Raw genomic sequence first — 20,308 nt, 5'->3', positions numbered from 1 at the left:
CTGTGGAGAACTCGCTATGCAAAAGAATCGCCTTGGATCATCGGACTTATTGATTTCGCCCATTGGCCTGGGAACCTGGGCGATTGCTGGCACCGGTTGGGAATACAGCTGGGGGGCGCAGGACGACGAGGACAGCCTGGCTGCCCTTGAATATGCCGTCGAGCGCGGTGTGAACTGGATCGACACGGCGGCGGTTTATGGCTTGGGCCATGCCGAGCAATTGGTCGGGCAACTGTTGCGTCGGGTGCCGGCGTCGCGGCGTCCGTTGGTATTCACCAAGGGCAGCCTGGTCTGGGACCCGGTCACCAAGGCGATCTCACACTCACTGGAGCCCCAATCGCTGCTCGCCGAGGTCGATGCGAGCTTGCGCCGGCTGCAAGTCGAAACCATCGATCTTTATCAGATCCACTGGCCGGCCTTTCCTGCCGACGGCGGCAGTGAAGGAATCGAGAGGGCGCTTTCAGCGTTGGCCACCGCCCGTGAACAGGGGAAAATTCGTGCTATCGGCGTATCCAATTTCGACGTTGCGCAACTCGAGCGCGCGCGAGCGGTGACTGAGATCGTTTCACTCCAACCGCCTTATTCCGCCTTGATGCGGGACATCGAGGACGACGTCCTGCCCTTTTGCGAGCAGGCCGGAATGGGTGTCCTGGCCTATTCCACCCTTCAATCGGGGCTGCTTTCCGGCAGCATGACGCGCGAGCGCATCGCCCAATTGCCCGACGACGATTGGCGCAAGGCCCGAAGCGCGGACTTTCAGGAGCCTCGCTTGAGCGCGAACCTGGCGCTGGTCGAGGTCTTGGCCGGTATTGGTGAACGCCACGGGGTGAGCGCGGCGGCAGTCGCCATCGCCTGGGTGTTGCGCAAACCAGTGGTCACCGGTGCCATCGTCGGTGCCCGCCGCCCCGCGCAGGTCGACGGGGTGGTTGCCGGCTCGGAGTTGCACCTCAGCGCCGAGGAAATCGCCGAGATCCAACCCTTCCTGCCCTTGGGTATGGGCACGAATGTCCCTGGGAGCGCTTGACCTTCATCGTGCAAACGTTCCGTTGAGCGGGTTTGACGCCTCGCTGCATAACCGGCACTATCTGCTCGTTTGTGATTATTAGTGCTCGTTTATGCAGGTTGTGATGTCATGACTTCTCCTCACGAAGCGTTCCCCGGCGAACGCCAGCAATTGATCAGCCAGCGTCTTGCCCGGTATGGCCGGGTGATCGCGGCCGATTTGGCCAGCGAATTCAAGGTATCCGAGCATTCGATACGGCGTGACCTGGGTGCACTGGCAGCGGCGGGGGTCTGCAAGCGCGTTTATGGCGGCGCAATACTCTTGCCCGCTGTCGAAGGGCCTTTGGACGTACGCGTGCGCAAAGACCCGGCGCGCAAGGGCAGTCTCGGCCAGGCGGCCGCTGCGCTGCTGCGCGCGGGCCAACACGTCTTCATTGACGTCGGCTCAACCAACCTGGCCGTGGCTTGCGCGATCGATCCGCAACTTCCGTTGACCCTCACCACCAATTCGCCACTGATTGCGGTTCAGTTGATGAAGCTGCCCCGCGCCGAGGTCATTTTGCTGGGTGGTCGCGTGAATCCAATCGCGGGCGGCGTGATCGGGTTGACGGCTGTCCAGCAATTGCGCCAGTTCAGTTTCGACGTGTGTCTGCTCGGCGCCTGCGCCATCGATCCGGACAACGGTGTCACGGCGTTCGGCCTGGATGACGCCGAGTTCAAGCGCGCGGTGGTCGCGGCAAGTGGACAGGTGATCGCGGCGGTGACCAATGAAAAGCTGTCCAGCGTTGCCCATTACCAGGTGGCCTCTTGCGAAGAAGTCACCACCCTGGTGGTGGAGCACGACGCGCCGAGTGAGCGACTGGAGCCCTTCTTCGGCCGGGTGAGCAACGTCGTGACGGCTGCCCGTTAACAGCGGCGGACCTGACGTCGTTGCCGCACTGCTGTTGCCGTATTGCACAAGACAATCGTATAGATACTGCAGGCCCCCATTGTCCGCCGGGCGATTTGCGTCTAGTTTGCTGCCCGATCACAAGTACAAAAATCAGGAGTCATCGATGCAACCGATTCGTCTCGGTCTGGTGGGCTACGGCAAGATTGCCCAGGATCAACACGTTCCAGCCATCCACGCCAACCCCGCATTCCAACTGGTGGCTGTCGCCACGCAGGGACAGCCTTGCGCCGGGGTGGAGAACTTCCGGTCCCTGGGCGAGTTGCTCGAGAACGGTCCGCAGGTCGACGCGATTGCGTTCTGCACGCCGCCACAAGGTCGCTTCGCCCTGGTACAACAGGCACTGGCGGCGGGCAAGCATGTCCTGGTGGAAAAGCCGCCGTGCGCCACCCTGGGGGAAGCCATGGCGTTGGTGGAGCAGGTCCGCGAGCAAGGCGTCAGCGGCCTGTTCGCCTGGCATTCGCGCTACGCACCGGGCATCGAAGCCGCCCGTGACTGGCTGGCGAGTCGCACCTTGCACAGCGTGCAGATCGACTGGAAGGAAGACGTGCGCAAGTGGCACCCCGGCCAGGCGTGGATCTGGCAACCCGGTGGCCTGGGCGTCTTCGATCCTGGCATCAATGCCTTGTCGATTGTGACCCATCTGTTGGCGCTGCCGCTGTTCGTGGAATCCGCCGAGTTGCGCGTACCGAATAACTGCCAGTCGCCGATTGCCGCCAGCATCAAGATGGCCGACGCGCGTCACCTCGATATCCGTGCGGAATTCGATTTCGACCATGGTCATGACGAACTCTGGAGCATCGAGATTCGCTGCGCCGAAGGCGTCCTGCGCCTGGACAACGGTGGTGCACTGTTGAGCATCGACGGCGTACGCCAGGCCGTATCCGAGGAAGGTGAATACGCTGCGGTGTATCGACATTTCCAGCAACTGATTGCCGATAAAACCAGCGACATGGACCTGCAGCCGTTGCGGTTGGTCGCGGACAGCTTCTTTGTCGGCAGTCGGACGGCGGTCGAGCCGTTCTATGATTAACCCAAGGAACCGCAGTTGAACGAACAGACATTGTCCATGCGCCTGGAGCGTGTGGCGGCGCATATGCCGGCAGGTGCGCGCCTGGCTGACATTGGCTCGGATCACGCTTACCTGCCGGTGGCCTTGCTGCGCCGTGGCGTCATCGCGGCGGCGGTGGCCGGCGAGGTGGCGTTGACACCGTTACGCGCCGCCGAGCGCACCGTGCGTGAGAATGACCTGGAGCAGCAGGTCAGCGTACGCCTTGCCAATGGCCTGGCGGCGATCGAGCCGGAAGACGGGATCACCGCGATCAGCCTCTGTGGCATGGGCGGCGAGACGATCCGCGACATCCTCGACAGCGGCAAGGCACGATTGAGCGGGCACGAACGTCTGATCCTGCAACCTAACGGCGGCGAGCAGCCGTTGCGCCAATGGCTGATGGAAAACGACTACCGCATCCTCTGCGAAGAAGTGCTGCGGGAAAACCGCTTCTACTACGAGATCATCGTCGCCGAGCGCGCCGGGCCGGTGACGTACACCGCCGAACAGCTGTACTTCGGCCCGCTGCAGATGCAAGCCCGCACCCCAACCTTCCTGGCCAAGTGGCAGCGCCTGCTGCGCCAGAAACAAAAGACCCTCGCCAGTTTCGCCCAGGCGCGGCAAACCGTGCCGGAAGAGAAGCTGCAGGACGTTGCGCGGCAGGTCCGGTGGATCACTGAGCTGTTGGCTTGAGTTGATCGAGGTGGAGGTGCCGACGTCATCGCGAGCAGGCTCGCTCCCACAAGAGGTTCTGTGGTGAGCCGGAATGCTGTGAACACCCGCAATTCCCTGTGGGAGCGAACCTGCTCGCGATGGGGGCATCAGTGACTTCACTGATTTGAGAAATATCGCCTTCTTCGGCTGCCCGTCTATCGACCCACCACCGGGTAGTGCTTGATGCGACACGGATGTGAGTTGCCGTCGCCTTTACAGATGCCATCCAGGTAGCGGTAGGCGATCTCTAGCGACTGTCCTTTCCGAGGCCATTGTCGGCGGGGGAGCGTGGTTTGGTAATCTGGGGTTTCCGGGGTGAAGGTGAGCAACGAGCCTTGCACAGGACACTCCACCGAGGAGGACTTCGGCGTGACTTTCATCACCTGCGCCTGGAGCTGCGGATAGGGTTGTTTCAGCACCTCGACGATACGCAGCTCCATGTGGCAGATCTGCCAAGTCGAGGCCTGGACGGGGGCGCACAGGAAGGGGAGCGTCAAGGCAAGCAGTCCGAGGCATGCTGCGTGAATTTTCATTGTTGCCCTTGTTTGAAGTGCTGAGGTACGTGAATCATAGCCTCGCCTTTGGCTGACTCAACCGTAAAGCCCCAGCAGTGAGAAGGACTTGTCAGTAGTCAGGGCAACCACTTCGGCCAGCGAATGCAGGAGCACCGGCACCAGCAGGCCACCGCTGACCACTCTGGCGACGGCGAACACGCTTCCACAGGCGAAGATCAACACGACAGTTATCCAATTCCCATACTGGATGTGCATGCCGGCGAAGATGGCTGAGGTGACGATGATCGCGATCCATGTCCAGGCACGGCTGTTCTCGCAGGGAAACAGTCGCAGCATGTAATGGCGGAAAAACAGCTCTTCGGCGATGGGCGGCAGCACGATCAGCGAGGCAACCTTGACCATGGCCTGCCAATTGTTGAGTCCATCCAGAAGCTCGGCCATGAACACTTCTCGCGGCAGCCCCAGCACGAGGATGGCAACCCCGAAAAGCAGGTAGGACCCAATGATGCCAAGCGCACCCCACTTGAGCGGTTTGCCTATGCAGTGACCACGCCATTGAGCACGCGCATCGGAGCGGTATTGCCAGGCGAAGAGGGCGAGGAGAACGAGCGCGGTGATACCGGAGGTGGTGGTGAACGTCAGGTAGGCCTGCATGTCCGTGGGTACGAAAAGGACCTCGGGCACTGCTGCCAGGAAGACTATCAGGGTGGCAAGAACGAACATCCCGAGCCGGGGAAAGAAGCGGTAGGGCGACAAAGTGGCAGCGGGAGCAAAGTCAGGGGCGGCACATAGGTTCGTCACAGTCACTCCATGAATGCAAAGAAAAAAGCATGATGCCAGTATTTTGAGGGCGTCAGGTACGCGTTCCCGCTGGGTTGATGGCGTCGTGATTCAATCCAGGCGGCGACATGAATAAGCGTGGGTTTGATAAGGGAACTCAATGTGCTTGCGCCCGCGTAGCGCCGGATGGTTTTGAATCAAGGCCAGTAGTTGATCCGCTACCTGTTTTTTCCCTGCGTCAGGCAGCGCTGCGATGAAACTCACCGACAGAAAGCGATCCAGGATGACCGTCTCGGGGCTGCCAACGTGGGTGTAACTAAAACAGGTCAGTTCGGGCTCCGAGAAGTAACGTCCGTTGAAGGGGCGTCGCCAGTTTCCAGTATGAAAGCGCGGGGTATCGCCTTCGAAGGGGGTGATGATTTTAGTGATGTCGGCCACCCAGTCCACTGACTCATCACGCACGTTCCAGATCAGGCCGAGTCGGCCGCCCGGTTTGAGTACTCGGTGAATCTCCTGGAGCGCGGTTTCATTCGCGAACCAGTGGAAGGCTTGGGCGCATACGAGCGCCTGCGCCGCCCCGGCCTCGAGGGGAATGGATTCGGCCGTTCCTTCCAGAATCCTGGCGTTCGGCAAATGTTTGGCAAACTCGATTCGCATCGCCTCGACCGGTTCGATGGCGATGGTATTGATCGTCATTGAGTCCAGCAGGCGAGTGAACTTACCGGTACCGGCTCCTAGCTCAATGACTGTCGATCCTGGGCTGATTTGCAGTGTACTGCTGAGCCATGCCTGTATTTCGCTTGGGTAGTCTGGGCGACCTTGGGTATAGGTGCCGGCTTCTGCTGAGTATCCTATCTGAGCGGCCTTATGGATAACTGTCATCTTCAGCGACCCTTCGGGTGGATGGGGGTAGATGGATTATGCGGTGTGTTCAGGTCGTCAGCTAGTTGATCCTTTTTTGTGCCTGGTCTCACGCGCTTGCGTTGGGGCAGATGGCTTGACTCACCCACATGGGTTACAAATCAGTTCACGCACATAGGTAACAGTTTTTAACTGGCAGGCTCGCTCTCACATGGATTTACGGGCGTTCACAGTCTCTGGACGCAACACAAAACCTGTGGGAGCGAGTTGCTCGCGAAGACGTCAGCACAGCCGATATCATCAGCCAACTGACCCTCCGTTACCGCAGCAATGGATATACACCAACCTACCTACTCAAAGCTGCTTCGACCCCCCGCCAATCTGCCAGACATACGGCGGCTCCGTCCCATTGATTTCCCAATCACCAATAATGCGCTCCTTGTAGATCAACGGATTGTGCGAAGCCGCGGTGCGGGCGTTGCGCCAGTGGCGGTCGAGGGCCTTGCTGGTGCTGGTGGCCGAGGCGCCAAGGGCGTTGAACAGGTCGCTGGTGGCGCGTAGCACCAGGTCGGAAATGACCACCTGGGCCTGGGCCGACTCCAGTTCGGCGGCGATGTTGGCGGTGTGTTCGGTCTCGGCGTTCTGACTGAAGCGGCTTTCATAGGCGCGCTGGGAGGCGCTCGCGGCTCGCAGGGCGGTGGCTTCGGCGGCATAGACCTGGGCCGAAGCCTTGCCGATCACTTGCTGCACCTGCACGTCCTGGCTCACTGCGCTGGCATTGCCGGTGCTGAAAATCCGTGTGCGTTTGCGCACTTGCTCGGTGATGTCGTGGACCGCGGCGCGGCCGGCGCCGGTCAATACGGCGAGCAAGACCAGTTGATAGAACGCAGTCTGGTATTTGAAGCGGGTGGAGAAGTCGATGAGGTTTTCCGCCTCGACCAGCGCATTCTCGAACAGCGACGTCCCACTGCCGGTGGTGCGTTGGCCAAAGCCGTCCCAGTCATCGCTTTGCTTGACGCCCGGCTGGTGCACGCGCACGGCGGCAATCACGTCGGCACCGTTGTCGTCGCGCTGGGCATACACGTCGATCCAGTCGGCGAAGATACTGCCGGTGCTGTAGTACTTGGTGCCGTTGACGACCCATTGATCGCCTTGCCGGGAAACCCGGGTAACCACTTCACCGATCTTCACGGCGCCGACTTCAGTCCAGGCATTGCCAACCAGTTCACCTTCGACGAAGCGCTTGAACCATAGGTCTTGCGGGCTGCTGGCGTGGGCATTGAGGCGGTCTTCGACAAATGCGAAGTGCCCGCGCAGGGCCTGGGGCAGGTTGGAATCGGCCTCGGCCAGCTCGATCAGCAGTTGCAATAGCTGTGGCAACGAGGCCCCGGCGCCGCCATATTCGACCGGTACGCGGATGGCACCAAAGCCTGCTTCTTTCAGCCATTTGACCTGTTCAAAGGGCAGGCTGCGCGTCTGCTCACGCTCCAAGGCGCCGGCCTGGATGCGTGCAAAGATCGGCCGAAAGCGTTCGGCCAGGGGCTCATAGTCGGTGCCGATGGAAAGAATCGGTGGCAGGTGTTGTTGCTGTGCGGTCATGGCGATGTTCCTTCTGACTGACGAGTAGACGGGCAGGGGAGAAACCTGCCGTTGCCAGTGGCCATTGCACAGTCCATGCCCGAGGCCAAACGCCCGTGAATACGGGGTTTGAACAGGGTTCATCAACGAAAGGGCTGCCCTTGCCGCGGACAATCTGTTGCGCAACTGTGTGCCGGGCAACAGTTGCTGCCACGGACATCGACGCGCCGGATGTTCGCTACGCAACAGTGGATCAACAGCTTGTCCGTCGAGCGACAGCAAAGTGATTGGGCTGTTCTTATAATCCATTGATTATTAAGGAAATATTTAGATGGCACGGTTGCTGCTCTATCCCTTGTGCAGACGCTGAGGTGGCGTCTCCAGGCATGGGGTAAGCGATGAGCAAGCAATTCAAAGTGGTGGCGGTGTCAGGCAGCGTGCAGCACCCGTCACGCACACTGGTCCTGCTCCAGGCGTTGGTGGAGCGGCTCGGGCAGCAACTGCCGATCGAGCTGCGCTTGATCGAGCTGGCCAAGGTCGGTCCACAGTTCGCCGGGGTGTTGCGTCGCGAGGCGTTGCCGGCTGCCGTGCAGGATGATTTGCAGGCCATTGAATCGGCCGACCTGCTGATCGCCGCAAGCCCTGTCTATCGGGCCTCGTACACCGGCCTGTTCAAGCATCTGTTCGATTTCGTTCATCACGAAGCCCTCAAGAACGTACCCGTGTTGCTGGCTGCGACGGGGGGCTCGGATCGCCATGCCTTGATCATCGATCACCAACTGCGACCCCTGTTCGGCTTCTTCCAGGCCCTCAGCCTGCCGGTGGGGGTCTATGCCAGCGAAACCGATTTCACCCATTACCGGATCTCCAGCCCACAGGTGCTGGAGCGTATCGAGCGCGCCGTCGAGTCGGCGTTGCTGAGCCTGGTCCCGAGCGCCCGACGCGACGCCAGCGCCGCTTGACCGATTTCTTCCTTTCAAAACGAGCCGTGGAGTACATGCAATGAGCCAGGACACGATCAAATTTGCCTACTGGGTGCCCAACGTCAGCGGTGGGCTGGTGGTCAGCAAAATCGAGCAGCGCACCGACTGGGGTATCGACTACAACCGCAAGCTGGCCCAGATCGCTGAAGCGGCCGGCTTCGACTACGCCCTGTCCCAAGTGCGCTTTACCGCCGGATACGGCGCCGAATACCAGCATGAGTCCGTGGCGTTCAGTCATGCCTTGCTGGCCGCCACCACGCGCTTGAAAGTCATTGCGGCGGTGTTGCCGGGGCCGTGGACGCCGTCGGTGTTGGCCAAGCAGATCGCAACCATCGATCAACTGACCGGCGGCCGGGTCGCGGTCAACATCGTTTCGGGCTGGTTCAAGGGCGAGTTCACGGCCATTGGCGAGCCGTGGCTGGAGCACGATGAGCGCTATCGCCGTTCCGAAGAGTTCATCACCGCGCTCAAGGGGATCTGGACCACCGACAACTTCACCTTCCGCGGTGACTTCTACCGCTTCCATGACTACACCCTAAAGCCAAAGCCGTTGCAGCAGCACCCGGAAATCTTCCAGGGCGGTAGCTCACGTGCCGCCCGGGACATGGCCGCCCGTGTCTCCGACTGGTATTTCACCAATGGTAATACCGTCGAGGGGATCAAGGCCCAGGTCGACGACATCCAGGCCAAGGCCGCGGTCAATAACCACAAGGTCAAGGTCGGAGTGAACGCGTTCGTCATCGCCCGCGACACCGAAGAGGAAGCGCGTGCGGTCCTTGCCCAGATCATCGACCAGGCCGACCCCGAAGCGGTCAATGCCTTTGGCGATGCGGCGAAACAAGCCGGCAAGTCCAGCCCGGAAGGTGAAGGCAACTGGGCCAAGTCCAGCTTCGAGGACCTGGTGCAGTACAACGACGGCTTCAAGACCAACCTGATCGGCACGCCGCAGCAGATCGCCGAACGCATCGTCGCGCTCAAGGCCGTGGGGGTTGATCTGGTGCTCGCAGGTTTCCTGCATTTTCAGGAAGAAGTCGAGTATTTCGGCCGCAAGGTCCTACCGCTGGTGCGTGAGCTGGAGCAACGCAAAGCGGCAGCCAAAACGGCGGCGGTCGCTTAGGCGCGGGAGGCAGCATGGGTACCTTCACCGACACCACCGTTGCGCTACCAGCCAGCTTGCCCCAGTGGTTGCAACAACAGGCGCAGTGGCATGGCGCGGATGTCGCGCTGCGCCACAAGCACCTGGGTGTCTGGCAGGAGTGGACCTGGGGGCTCGTGGCCGACGAGGTGCGCCGTTTGGCGAGCGCCCTGCAAGCCCGCGGTTTTTCCACGGGGGCGAGCCTGACGATCATCAGCCGACCCAGGCCGCAGGCGCTGCTTGCGGCATTGGCTGCGCAGTGGCTGGGTGGCGTGGCGAGCCTGTTCGACCCATTGGAGGCACGGGCCGAACAGGTGCAACTGCTCGGCACATTGCAGCCGGATTTCGTTCTGGTCGAGGGCCTGGAAGAAATGCTGCGTCTGCGTGCGGCGCAGGTGAACCCGAGCGTGCTGGTTTACCTCGACAAGCGTGGCTTGTCGGATTCGATGCCATTTGCGCAAGCGCTGGATTACGCCGCGTTGGTTGCCGAGCGGCCCACCGACGAACTGGCACCGCAAGGGCAAGTGCTGCAAACAGCGTTTGTCTTTTATCGCGGGGCGGGGCAGGCAATTGAAGAGCAGCGCGTCAGCCATGCCGAGCTGCTGCAGGAGGGCCAGCGGTTGGTTACGCGTGAAGGCCTGGGACGGCAAGAAGAGGCATTGGCCGCACGGGCGTTCGCCTCGGGCGGACAAGCCCGCTATTTGCTGGCGCCGTGGTTGATCGCCGGTTTTCGCCTGAACTTTCCTGAAAACCTGGCGACCCGTGATCGCGACCGCCGCGAGCTGGGCCCGACATTGGTGGCCGGGACGCGTGAAACCTACGAGCGCTTGTACCGTTATGCGTTGGAGCGTTTGCCGGAGTCGGGTAGTTGGTCGCGTCGGCTGGTGGATTGGGCGTTGGCGGCCCAGCCGGGGCTCCTGCAAAGGCAGCTGGGTGACTGGCTGGTTCGTCGGCCCTTGCGTGATGTGCTGGGTTTTTCCCGGACCCGCGCGCCGCTGCTGGTGGGGGATGCCTTGCCGCCCGAGACCCAGGTGTTTTTCCAGGCGTTGGGTATCCGGGTTCGCCAGTGGGGCGATACAGCCCACTGGGAAGCGCCGACGAACCTTGTGAAGCAAATCAACCCTGACTGGACCGGGCTCCAGTCGCAACCGGCCTAAGAGGAAACACCCCATGACCCGGACGGCCGCCACGCATTTGCTGGAGCTGGAACATATTTCACTGTCATTCAAAGGCGTCAAGGCGGTCACGGACATCAGCTTTCGCGTTGCCACTGGTGAGATCTGCGCCTTGATCGGCCCCAACGGTGCCGGCAAGAGTTCGCTGCTCAATGTCATCAGCGGTGTGTACCACGCCCAGGACGGGCGCATCCGTTTCGATCGACAGGAGCGGCGCCGGATGCGCCCCCACGATGTGGCGGTACGCGGCATCGCCCGGACATTCCAGAACATTGCGCTGTTCAAGGGCATGAGCGTGCTCGACAACGTGCTCACCGGACGCAACCTCAAGCGTCGCAGCAGCTGGGTCGAGCAAGCGCTGCGCATCGGTCGCGCCCGGGCCGAGGATGATGTCCAGCGCGAAGCGGCTGAACGCGTCATCGCGTTCCTGCACTTGCAGCCTTGGCGCGACGCGGTGGTGGGGACGTTGCCCTATGGCTTGCAGAAACGGGTCGAGTTGGGCCGGGCATTGGCGGCGGAGCCTCGGCTGTTGTTGCTGGACGAGCCCATGGCCGGGATGAATGCCGACGAGAAGCAGCAGATGAGTCGCTTCATTGTCGACATCAATCGAGAACTGGGCACTACCGTGGTGTTGATCGAACACGACATCGGGGTGGTCATGGACATCAGCGATCACGTGGTGGTGCTCGATTACGGTCGCAAGATCGGCGACGGCTCGCCCGAAGACGTACGGCAGAACCCCGAGGTCATTTCGGCCTACCTGGGCACTCGCCACTGACACCGGATATTCGACGCCTTCCCGCCAGGGAGGGCAGGCAAGTTGCGCCCGCAGAACAGGAACAGCTATGGAATTTTTCTTTGAAGTATTGATTGGCGGGTTACTGGCGGGGGTGATGTACGCCCTGGTGGCCATCGGTTTTGTGCTGATCTACAAGGCCTCCGGCGTGTTCAATTTCGCCCAGGGCGCGATGGTGCTGTTCTCGGCGCTGACCTTCGTCAGCCTGCTGGAACGCGGTGTGCCGTTCTGGCTGGCGTTCGTCATCAGCCTGGCGGCCATGGTGCTGATCGCCGTGGCGGTGGAGCGCGTGGTGCTGCGCCCGTTGGTCAACCGCTCGCCGATCACGCTGTTCATGGCCACCCTCGGGCTGTCCTACGTCATCGAAGGCTTCGCCCAGGCGCTGTGGGGCACCCAGGTGCATGGGCTGGAACTGGGCATCAGCGACGAACCGCTGGAACTGGGCGGCATGTTGTTGTCGCAGTTCGACATCTTTGCCGCGCTGACGGCGGCGTTCCTGGTGCTGCTGTTGTCCTGGCTGTTCAACAAGACCCGGCTCGGGCTGTCGTTGCGGGCGGTGGCCGATGACCCATTGGCGGCGTTGGCCGTGGGCATCCGCTTGCAACGGGTCTGGGTGGTGGTCTGGGCGGTGGCGGGGTTTGTCGGGCTGGTCGCCGGCCTGCTCTGGGGCGCTCGCCTGGGTGTGCAGTTCTCGCTCTCGCTGGTGGTGCTCAAGGCCTTGCCAGTGTTGATCATCGGCGGCTTCACCTCCATCAGCGGCGCGATTGTCGGCGGCTTGATCATCGGTGCGTCGGAGAAGCTGGCGGAGGTCTACCTCGGGCCCTTCATCGGCAGTGGCATCGAGAACTGGTTTCCCTACGTGCTGGCGCTGCTGTTTTTGCTGGTGCGTCCGGCGGGGTTGTTTGGCGAACGGGCGATCGAACGGGTTTAGGGGAGCGCATCATGTTTTATCGAGAAGCAGGCCAGTTCAATACCCGCTATGCCCAGGACCGTCGGGTCTTCGCGCTGCGCCAGGACCGTCACGGGCTGGCCGCGTTGCTGCTGTTTGCCTTCGTCGGGGTGCCCTGGCTGGGCAATGACTACTGGTTCAGCGCGATCCTGATTCCGTTCCTGGTGCTGTCCCTGGCCGGGTTGGGGCTCAATTTGCTCACCGGTTATGCCGGGCAGTTGTCCCTAGGTTCGGCGGCATTCATGGCGGTGGGGGCCTTTGCCACCTACAACCTCGAAGTGCGGGTCGCCGGCTTGCCGTTGCTGGTCAGTATTGCCCTGGGCGGGTTGATGGCGGCGCTGGTGGCGGTGCTGTTCGGCCTGCCGAGCCTGCGCATCAAAGGTTTCTACCTGTTGGTCTCGACCTTGGCTGCGCAGTTCTTCGTGACCTGGGCGCTGACCCGCTTCAGTTGGTTTTCCAATAACAGCGCCTCGGGCGTGATCAGCGCGCCGCGCCTGGAAATCTTCGGGGTCAACCTGGACGCACCGGCCGGCCGCTATCTGTTGACCCTGGGCGTGGTGGTGGCGCTGTTCTGGCTGGGCAAGAACCTGGTGCGCAGCGAGCTGGGGCGCAACTGGATGGCCGTGCGCGACATGGACACCGCCGCAGCGGTGATTGGCATTCCATTGGCGAAAACCAAGCTGCTGGCGTTCGCCATCAGTGGCTTTTTCCTCGGGGTGGCCGGCGCGCTCTGGGCCTTCGCTTACCTGGGGACAGTGGAGCCCCATGGCTTCGACCTCAATCGCTCGTTCCAGATCCTGTTCATCATCATTATCGGTGGCCTCGGCAGCCTGTTGGGTAACTTCCTCGGGGCGGCCTTCATCGTGCTGTTTCCGGTCTTGCTCTCGAACCTCGTGTCGCTGCTGCCCGGCGGGCTGGTGGACGCCGGCCAGGTGGAAAACCTGCAGAAGATGATATTCGGCGCCCTGATCATTCTGTTTCTGATCAAGGAACCAGAGGGCCTCGCGCGCCTCTGGCAGAGATTTCGCCAGCGCGCACGGCTGTGGCCGTTGCGCTACTGAGCGAACCGCACAACGCGGGTTTGCAGTCCCATTTTGTTGGCTCATTCATGGCTTATAACAAGGAAAATCCGATGTTCAAACGATCATTCGCCAGCAGCCTGACGCTGGCCCTGAGCCTCACCGCCACGGCCTTCACCGTCCAGGCGGACAACGAACAATACTTCCCGCTGCAAAGCTATCGCGTCGGCCCTTATGCGGCCGGTGGCACGGGTTTTTTCGGCGGCTTCATCGACTACCTCAAGTACGTCAACGCCAACAGCGGCGTGAACGGCGTCAAGCTGACCTGGAGCGAGTGCGAAACCGAATACGTGGTCGAGAAAGGTGTGGAGTGCTACGAACGCCTGAAGAAAGGCTTGAACGGCGCACCCGCGGCGGCCACCAACCCGCTGTCGGTGGGCATTGCCTACGCCACCCTGGACCGCTCGACCGCCGACAAACTGCCGTTGATCACCATCAACCACGGGCGCACGGATTCCACCGATGGCAGCGTGTTTCCCTACGTCTTCCCGTTGCAGTTGAACCCCTATTCGGAAGTGTCGGCGATCATCAACTACATCGGCCAGCGCGCCGGCGGGCTGGATAAACTCAAGGGCTTGAAGATCGTCACGCTGTATCACGGTTCGCCCTATGGCAAGGAAACCAATGAAGTCCTGCAAACCCTGGCCGACAAGTACGGCTTTACGCTGACCTTGCTGGAGGTGCCGCACCCGGGCAACGAGCAACAGTCGCAGTGGCTGAATATCCGTCGGGAAAAACCCGATTGGGTGATCCTGCGCGGTTGGGGGGTGATGAACCCGGTGGCGCTGAAAACCGCGCAGAAAGTCGGTTTCCCGGCCGATCACATCATCGGCAACATCTGGAGCAATTCCGAGGATGACGCCGCGCCGGCTGGTGCTGCGGCCAAGGGCTTCATCGCCATCACCACGCACCCCTCGGGCACCGATTTCCCGGTGTTGCAGGGCATCAAGAAACAAGTGGTCGACGCCGGCCAGGGCGACCTGGCCGACCCCAAGCGATTCGGCACGGTGTATTACAACCTCGGCGTGGTCAATGGCATCCTCAACGTGGAGGCGGTGCGCATTGCCCAGCAGAAGTTCGGCAAGCAGCCGCTGACCGGTGAGCAGGTGCGTTGGGGGTTCGAGAACCTCAAGCTCGACGACGCCCGACTCAAGGAACTGGGGGCGCTGGGGCTGGTGCAGCCATTGCAGTTGTCGTGCTCGGACCATGAAGGCGGGGGCGCGGTGCGCTTCCAGCAGTGGGACGGCAGCCAGTGGAAGCTGATCAGTGACTGGGTGCAGGCCGACCGCGCCTTGTTGCGGCCGATCATCGAAGCGTCTTCGCACCAGTACGCCCGGGAAAAAGGCATTACCCCGCGTGATTGCAGCAAGGAGTCCTGAGCACCCATCGAATCGTTTTGTGGCAAGGGAGCTTGCTCCCTCGCCACGGAACCCCTGGTAGCTCAGGTCGACAGATTGATCACCTGGCCATCCTGCGTGCTCAGCGCCGGGCGGCGTCGATTGACCACCAGCTCGCCAATCCTGATCAGCAACGTTCGCGTGACGTTTCGGCTCAGGCCCAACAGGCTGGCGGTGTGGACTTGGTTGCAGTTGGCATATCGATAGGCAGCGCGCAACAGCTCGGCCTCGACCTTTTCATACAAATCGCCATGCTCCTGCTCGAGCAGTTTCTCAAAGGCTTTATGCAACAGCTCCTCCGCACTTTGAGGCACAGATTGCGGTGGGTTGTCCTGGCGCTCGATACGAAAGTTCGACAGGTGCAAGTCCTGCGCGCCGATCACGTTGTGGCGGCAAATCAGCAGTGTGTGGTGGATGACGTTTTCCAGCTCGCGGATATTCCCCGGCCACGAATAGTCGAGCAATTTGCGCTGGGCCTGGGCATCCAGCGTCACTTCGCCGTGCCCGAGCCGGCGGCTGTACTCTGTAATGAAGTGGCGTATCAGCGGCAGGATGTCACCGGGGCGTTCGCGCAAGGGCTTGAGCACCAGGCTGACCACGTTCAGGCGGTAATAGAGGTCTTCGCGAAAGTGCCCGGCATTGATGGCTTTCTCCAACTGCACGTTGGTGGCCGCCAGCACGCGCACATTGATCTTGATGCTCTTGCGCGAACCCAACCGGACCACCTCGCGCTCCTGGAGAACCCGGAGCAGCTTGACCTGGATCGGCAGCGGCAAATCACCGATTTCATCGAGGAACAGGGTGCCGCCATCCGCTTCCTCGAACCAGCCGGCCTTTGCCGTCAGCGCACCGGTAAAGGCGCCTTTTTCATGGCCGAACAGCTCGGCTTCCACCAGGGTCTCGGAAAACGCGCCGCAGTTGACTGCAACGAACGGCTTGTGGCGACGGGCGCTGAGGTTGTGCACGTGGCGCGCAACCAGTTCCTTGCCCGTGCCGGTCTGGCCGATGATCAGCACGCTGGCGTCACTGGGCGCTACTTGTTGCAGATGAGCGAGCAAGGCACGAGAGGTAGGGTCTTCGAAAACCTGGGCCGTGGCACGAATGGAAGTGGCAAGGCCAGGGGAGGGAGGTAGCGTTAGAAGCTGCATGACGGTGGCCCGCTAATGAGATTGCCGTGACTGAAGTTGGGCGTGCCATCGCTCCTTGATGACAACACCGCAGGAAGCCATTGGGCTTGAGCTGTAATTTAAATGATCTAAAAAATATAAAACAAATAACCTTTAGTTATTTGCTTAGGGCTATCGTCCGCAGGGATGCAACGCGGGACTGGTAGCCGTGGTAGCGAAAATGGCAATTAATCAAAGTCACGGTAAAAAGTTTTATTGACTAAAAAATAACATCGAGTAATTATTTCCCTGCATCTGCTTTCACGCAGAGTCATTTCGCAGGGGCAACCCGATGAATCAGAACACTGCGCCTTCATTGGCCTGTCTTTACGTCGAGACTCACGAGTCGTCTGACACCCACACGGCGCCTTCGCTCATGCAAGGCTTTCCCGCCGAACCCCATCGTCGCGTCACTTGGCACAACTGGATGAGCCCGCCGTTCAACCAATGGGGGTTCCGCAACCTGGCGCGCTTGCGTCCTTCCATCGATGTGCAGGCCGGCACCGGGCCGGTCAGTGCCTTCAAGCAGGCACTCCAGCCGCTGGATGAGCTGCACTTCGACAGCGAGTGTGGCTTGAGCATCAGCGTGATCGACCACCTGATCGCCAGCCAGACCGATGCTTTCCTGGTCCTCAAGGGCGACACCTTACTGTTCGAGCGCTACTTCAACGGCCAGCGCCCCCAGGACCGACACATCATGTTTTCGGTGACCAAGTCGCTGATCGGGGCGTTGGGCGAGCAACTGGTCTGCGAAGGCCTGCTGGCCCCGACGCTGACCGCCGCCCATTACGTACCGGAACTGGCGGGCAGCGCGTTCGGCGATGCGACTGTGCGCCAGCTGTTCGACATGGCGGTGGCCGTCGATTACAGCGAAGTCTATGAGGATCCGGATTCAGAGAGTTCCCAATACGGTTATGCCTGCGGTTTCCAGCCGGCGCCGGCGCAGTACACGACGTTCGAATCCCTGTACCAGTATTTGCCGTCACTGAGGAAGCGCGGCAGTCATGGCGGCTTTTTCCATTACGTGACGGCCACCACCGAGGCGTTGGCCTGGGTCATGGAGCGGGCCTCTGGCAAGGCTTGCCACCAGTTGCTACAGGCAGTCTGGAGCCAGTTGGGCTGTGAGCGTGACGGCTATTTCCTGGCCGATCCCTGGGGCCGCAGCGTAGCCGGTGCCGGGTTCAGTGCGACCTTGCGTGACATGGCGCGTTTCGGTCGGCTGCTGGCCAACGATGGTCGCCAGGACGGGCGACAACTGCTTCCAGCGGAGGCGCTCGCCGCTATCGCCGCCGGGGCCGACCCCGCGATCTATGCCGCATGCGCCGACTTTTCGAGCTGGACCCCCGGCGCGTCCTACCGCAGCCAGTGGTATGTCTTCAACGACCACAGCCACGCGCTCATGGCCGGAGGCATCCATGGCCAATACCTGTTCATCGATAAGCCGTCTGGCGTGGTGATCGTCAAACAGTCGTCCCTGGACGATGCCGTCAGCCCATTCGATGGCGACAGCGTGCGCATGCTGCGTGCCATCGCAGCGCACCTGACACCCTGACTTCATCCGATAAGCACAAGAATCTTGCGTTCCGCTCACCTGGCCCAGCCAGGTGTTGGCGCGGTTTTGCGCGCCTTTCACTGCCCTGTAACAACAATAATCACACAGGAGCTCCATATGGTTTCCATGACGCGTTTGTCCCGAACGTTCCTCATGCTCGGGTTACCCTTGTCCGCCCAGGCTGCATGGGCGGGCTACACCTTCGAGGAGGGCAACCTCAAGGGCGAGGTCAACTTAACGGCCGGTGGCGCAGCCGTGTCCACCCGCAACGTCAACTTTGGTGGCGGCGTGGTGGATATGCGCAGCGGCAAGAATCGCGGCACGAAAATCGACTGGCAGGAGTTCTACGTCAAGCCAGGCGTCAAGTTGGAGTACGCCGTGCAGCCGGATTTCAGCCTGCTGGCCGGCGGCTCCCTGGTGGGGGCGACCACCTTCGGTGATGGCGATGCCGGTGGTTTCACCCGCAGTTCCGACGGCAAGGTGTCGACCGAAGAGTTCTATGGCGGTTTCCGCGCAGGGGAGTGGACGGTGACGGGCGGCCGCCAGAACTACATGATCGGCAACGGTTTCATCGTGATGGATGGCAACCTCGACCAGCTGAACGACGGTGCCTATTGGCTCGCCCCGCGTACCGCCTTCAAGGATTCGGCGGTGGTCGCCTGGGACCATGGCGCGTTGAAGGTCCAGGGCTTCAGCCTGGGAACCGACAGCGACCTGGGTGACTTTCGCATGAGCGGCGCGAACCTGGACTACAACCTCGACGACCAGGTGACGCTCGGGGCCACGGCGTTGAAGGTCAAGGCCATGGGGCCCAAGGGCAGTACGTTGCCGCGCCGCCGCGATGGCATGCTGGTGTACAACGTGCGGGCCTTGAACGCCAAGCTGCCGGGCATCCCGGACCTGACCCTCAACGCCGAATATGCCCTGGAGCGAGGCAGTGGCGAAGGCGTGGACTACGATGCCAAGGCCTGGTATGGCCAGGCCGATTACACCTTCGGCACACTGCCGCTGACCCCGGTCATTGGCTACCGCTACGCCAGTTTTTCCGGCGACGACAACCTTACGGATAACCGCCAGAAAGCCTGGGATCCGTTGAGCAAGGGCTTCGTCGACTGGAGCACCTGGCTGATCGGCGATGTCGTCGGCAACTACCTGCTGTTCAACAGCAACGAAAACGTCCAGCAGTTCTCGCTCAAGACCCACCTCAACGAAACCCTCACGCTCGGTGCGATCCACTACCAATTCTGGCTCGACGAAAAAAACTACATGGGGGCGGCCGTCAGCGACCGGCGTTTTGCCGACGAGAGTGTAGTCTTCCTGGATTGGGCGCCTTCGAAGTCGCTGTCCACCTCGCTGTCCTATAACTGGGTCAAGCCCATGGCAGCGGCCAAGCAGGTCTTCGGCGATGACCAGAAATTCAGCGCGCTGGAACTCTACTTCACCTACCGCTATTAAGTGCCGCGAGCCTTCGCGGCCGCGCTGGAGTGTTTGATCATGAGTACGTTTTTGCGTAACACCTTGCTGGGCGCTGTCGTTTCGATGCTGGTCAGTGGCGCAAGCCTGGCCGAAGAGCGGACGGTGCGAATCTACAATTGGATTGAGTACCTGCCGCCGGAAATCCTCAAGAGCTTCCAGGAAGAAACGGGCATCCGTCCCATCTACGACGTCTTCGACAGCGTCGAGACATTGGAGTCCAAGCTGCTGACCGGCAACTCCGGGTATGACGTGGTGTACCCGAGCAGTTCCAATGTCAGCCACCTGATTGCCGCTGGCGCCGTCCAACCCCTGGATCGCAGCCAATTGCCGAACTGGCAGCATCTGGACCCCGAGTTCATGAAGTCCCTGGAAGCGGTCGGCGATCCAGGCAACCGTTATGCGGCACCGTATCTGTGGGGCACGACCCTGATCGGCTACAACGTCGACAAGGTTCGGCAAGTGCTGGGCGCCGATGTGCAAATGAACACCTGGGACATCCTCTTCAAGGAAGAGAACATGGCCAAGCTGGCCAGTTGTGGTGTGGGTCTGCTCGACGCCGCCAACGAGATCGTGCCCATTGCCTTGCACTACGAAGGGCTGGACCCCAACAGTCAGAAACGCGAGGACTACCCGAAGGCGCAGGCGGCGATGCTCAAGGTTCGCCCCTACATCACCTATTTCAATTCGTCGCGCTATGGCATGGACCTGGCCAATGGCGAGATCTGTGTCGGCGTGGGCTGGTCGGGCGGCGTGGCGTTGGCCAAGCGACTGGCTGAAGACGCTGGGAAGGGAGTCAAGGTGGAAATGGCGCTGCCCAAGGAGGGCGCACCGATGTGGTCGGACGTCATGATGGTGCCCACCAATGCGCCACATGCCAAGGAGGCCTACGCGTTCATCAACTACATCTTGCGTCCGGATGTCATCGCACGGATCAGCAACAAGATCGGTTACCCCAACCCGAACAAGGACGCCACGGCGCTGGTCAATGCCGACATTCGCAACAACCCCGCCATGTATGTGCCGGACGAGGCACGCAAGACCCTGTTCGCCTTGGAGCCAGTACCCGCCGCTGTGGAACGGATCCGCACCCGTACCTGGATCAGCATCAAGACCCATCAGTGATCAGCGTGACCCGGCGTTGCGGCGCCGG

General features: G+C 61.3%; 19 protein-coding genes. 14 read left to right on the top strand and 5 right to left on the bottom strand.

The genetic code is table 11. The annotated features are described in order from the left end of the window. Positions 1–16 precede the first annotated feature (16 nt). The 4 genes from AC30D9_RS02510 (at position 17) to AC30D9_RS02495 (ending at position 3,695) form a co-directional block, all read left to right on the top strand. On the top strand, positions 17–1,024 hold the full coding sequence (locus tag AC30D9_RS02510; RefSeq protein WP_490143348.1) for an aldo/keto reductase: 1,008 nt from the start codon (positions 17–19) through the stop codon (positions 1,022–1,024). A gap of 108 nt (positions 1,025–1,132) precedes the next feature. After that, the gene (locus tag AC30D9_RS02505; RefSeq protein ID WP_490143347.1) at positions 1,133–1,912 is read left to right on the top strand and encodes a DeoR/GlpR family DNA-binding transcription regulator; all 780 of its coding nucleotides are present in this window, start codon (positions 1,133–1,135) and stop codon (positions 1,910–1,912) included. Between the two features lie 145 nt (positions 1,913–2,057). Next, positions 2,058–2,984, top strand: a complete 927-nt coding sequence (locus AC30D9_RS02500) for a Gfo/Idh/MocA family protein (protein WP_134924549.1) — start codon at positions 2,058–2,060, stop codon at positions 2,982–2,984. A gap of 15 nt (positions 2,985–2,999) precedes the next feature. Then, a complete protein-coding gene (locus AC30D9_RS02495) occupies positions 3,000–3,695 on the top strand; it encodes a tRNA (adenine(22)-N(1))-methyltransferase (RefSeq protein WP_307572073.1) in 696 nt (231 codons plus the stop codon). A 176-nt stretch (positions 3,696–3,871) separates the two neighbouring features. Here the strand turns inward: AC30D9_RS02495 and AC30D9_RS02490 are convergent, their stop codons facing one another. From AC30D9_RS02490 to AC30D9_RS02475, 4 genes are all read right to left on the bottom strand, one after another. Continuing rightward, positions 3,872–4,249, bottom strand: coding sequence for a hypothetical protein (locus AC30D9_RS02490; RefSeq protein ID WP_307572074.1), 378 nt, complete (start codon positions 4,247–4,249; stop codon positions 3,872–3,874). Positions 4,250–4,306: 57 nt separating this feature from the next. Beyond that, positions 4,307–5,032: a CPBP family intramembrane glutamic endopeptidase gene (locus AC30D9_RS02485; protein ID WP_307572075.1), complete on the bottom strand. Its 726-nt coding sequence runs from the start codon at positions 5,030–5,032 to the stop codon at positions 4,307–4,309. Between the two features lie 90 nt (positions 5,033–5,122). Further along, positions 5,123–5,893 (bottom strand): class I SAM-dependent methyltransferase, encoded by a 771-nt coding sequence (locus tag AC30D9_RS02480; protein WP_307572076.1) that lies wholly within the window; start codon positions 5,891–5,893, stop codon positions 5,123–5,125. A gap of 333 nt (positions 5,894–6,226) precedes the next feature. Next, on the bottom strand, positions 6,227–7,471 hold the full coding sequence (locus AC30D9_RS02475; protein WP_307572078.1) for an acyl-CoA dehydrogenase family protein: 1,245 nt from the start codon (positions 7,469–7,471) through the stop codon (positions 6,227–6,229). A gap of 377 nt (positions 7,472–7,848) precedes the next feature. On the opposite strand from AC30D9_RS02475, the gene msuE reads away from it, so the two are divergent. The 7 genes from msuE to AC30D9_RS02440 all read left to right on the top strand — a co-directional run bounded on the left by msuE (position 7,849) and on the right by AC30D9_RS02440 (position 14,946). Further along, entirely contained in the window at positions 7,849–8,412 is a 564-nt protein-coding gene (msuE, locus tag AC30D9_RS02470; protein ID WP_109752984.1) for an FMN reductase, read from the top strand. Positions 8,413–8,452: 40 nt separating this feature from the next. Further along, positions 8,453–9,550 (top strand): dimethylsulfone monooxygenase SfnG, encoded by a 1,098-nt coding sequence (sfnG, locus tag AC30D9_RS02465; protein WP_490143346.1) that lies wholly within the window; start codon positions 8,453–8,455, stop codon positions 9,548–9,550. 14 nt (positions 9,551–9,564) lie between these two features. Beyond that, positions 9,565–10,725 carry an AMP-binding protein gene (locus tag AC30D9_RS02460; protein WP_490143345.1) on the top strand — a complete coding sequence of 387 codons (1,161 nt, stop codon included), beginning with the start codon at positions 9,565–9,567 and terminating at the stop codon, positions 10,723–10,725. A gap of 13 nt (positions 10,726–10,738) precedes the next feature. Next, positions 10,739–11,521: an ABC transporter ATP-binding protein gene (locus AC30D9_RS02455; RefSeq protein WP_307572082.1), complete on the top strand. Its 783-nt coding sequence runs from the start codon at positions 10,739–10,741 to the stop codon at positions 11,519–11,521. A 67-nt stretch (positions 11,522–11,588) separates the two neighbouring features. Continuing rightward, positions 11,589–12,470, top strand: a complete 882-nt coding sequence (locus AC30D9_RS02450; RefSeq protein ID WP_109752980.1) for a branched-chain amino acid ABC transporter permease — start codon at positions 11,589–11,591, stop codon at positions 12,468–12,470. Positions 12,471–12,481: 11 nt separating this feature from the next. After that, the gene (locus tag AC30D9_RS02445) at positions 12,482–13,549 is read left to right on the top strand and encodes a branched-chain amino acid ABC transporter permease (RefSeq protein WP_134924540.1); all 1,068 of its coding nucleotides are present in this window, start codon (positions 12,482–12,484) and stop codon (positions 13,547–13,549) included. A gap of 71 nt (positions 13,550–13,620) precedes the next feature. Then, entirely contained in the window at positions 13,621–14,946 is a 1,326-nt protein-coding gene (locus AC30D9_RS02440) for an ABC transporter substrate-binding protein (protein WP_490143344.1), read from the top strand. 62 nt (positions 14,947–15,008) lie between these two features. Here the strand turns inward: AC30D9_RS02440 and AC30D9_RS02435 are convergent, their stop codons facing one another. Continuing rightward, on the bottom strand, positions 15,009–16,112 hold the full coding sequence (locus AC30D9_RS02435) for a sigma-54 interaction domain-containing protein (protein ID WP_490143343.1): 1,104 nt from the start codon (positions 16,110–16,112) through the stop codon (positions 15,009–15,011). 310 nt (positions 16,113–16,422) lie between these two features. On the opposite strand from AC30D9_RS02435, the gene AC30D9_RS02430 reads away from it, so the two are divergent. From AC30D9_RS02430 to AC30D9_RS02420, 3 genes are all read left to right on the top strand, one after another. Beyond that, complete coding sequence (locus AC30D9_RS02430; protein WP_490143342.1) at positions 16,423–17,682, top strand: serine hydrolase domain-containing protein; 1,260 nt, start codon at positions 16,423–16,425, stop codon at positions 17,680–17,682. Positions 17,683–17,799: 117 nt separating this feature from the next. Further along, positions 17,800–19,137 carry an alginate export family protein gene (locus AC30D9_RS02425; protein ID WP_490143341.1) on the top strand — a complete coding sequence of 446 codons (1,338 nt, stop codon included), beginning with the start codon at positions 17,800–17,802 and terminating at the stop codon, positions 19,135–19,137. Between the two features lie 39 nt (positions 19,138–19,176). Then, entirely contained in the window at positions 19,177–20,280 is a 1,104-nt protein-coding gene (locus tag AC30D9_RS02420) for a polyamine ABC transporter substrate-binding protein (RefSeq protein WP_307572088.1), read from the top strand. The last annotated feature ends 28 nt before the right edge of the window (positions 20,281–20,308 follow it).

Source organism: Pseudomonas sp. DF11, assembly GCF_058148565.1.
Note: the sequence above shows the minus strand (reverse complement) of the source record. Positions and strands in the feature narration are given on the sequence as shown.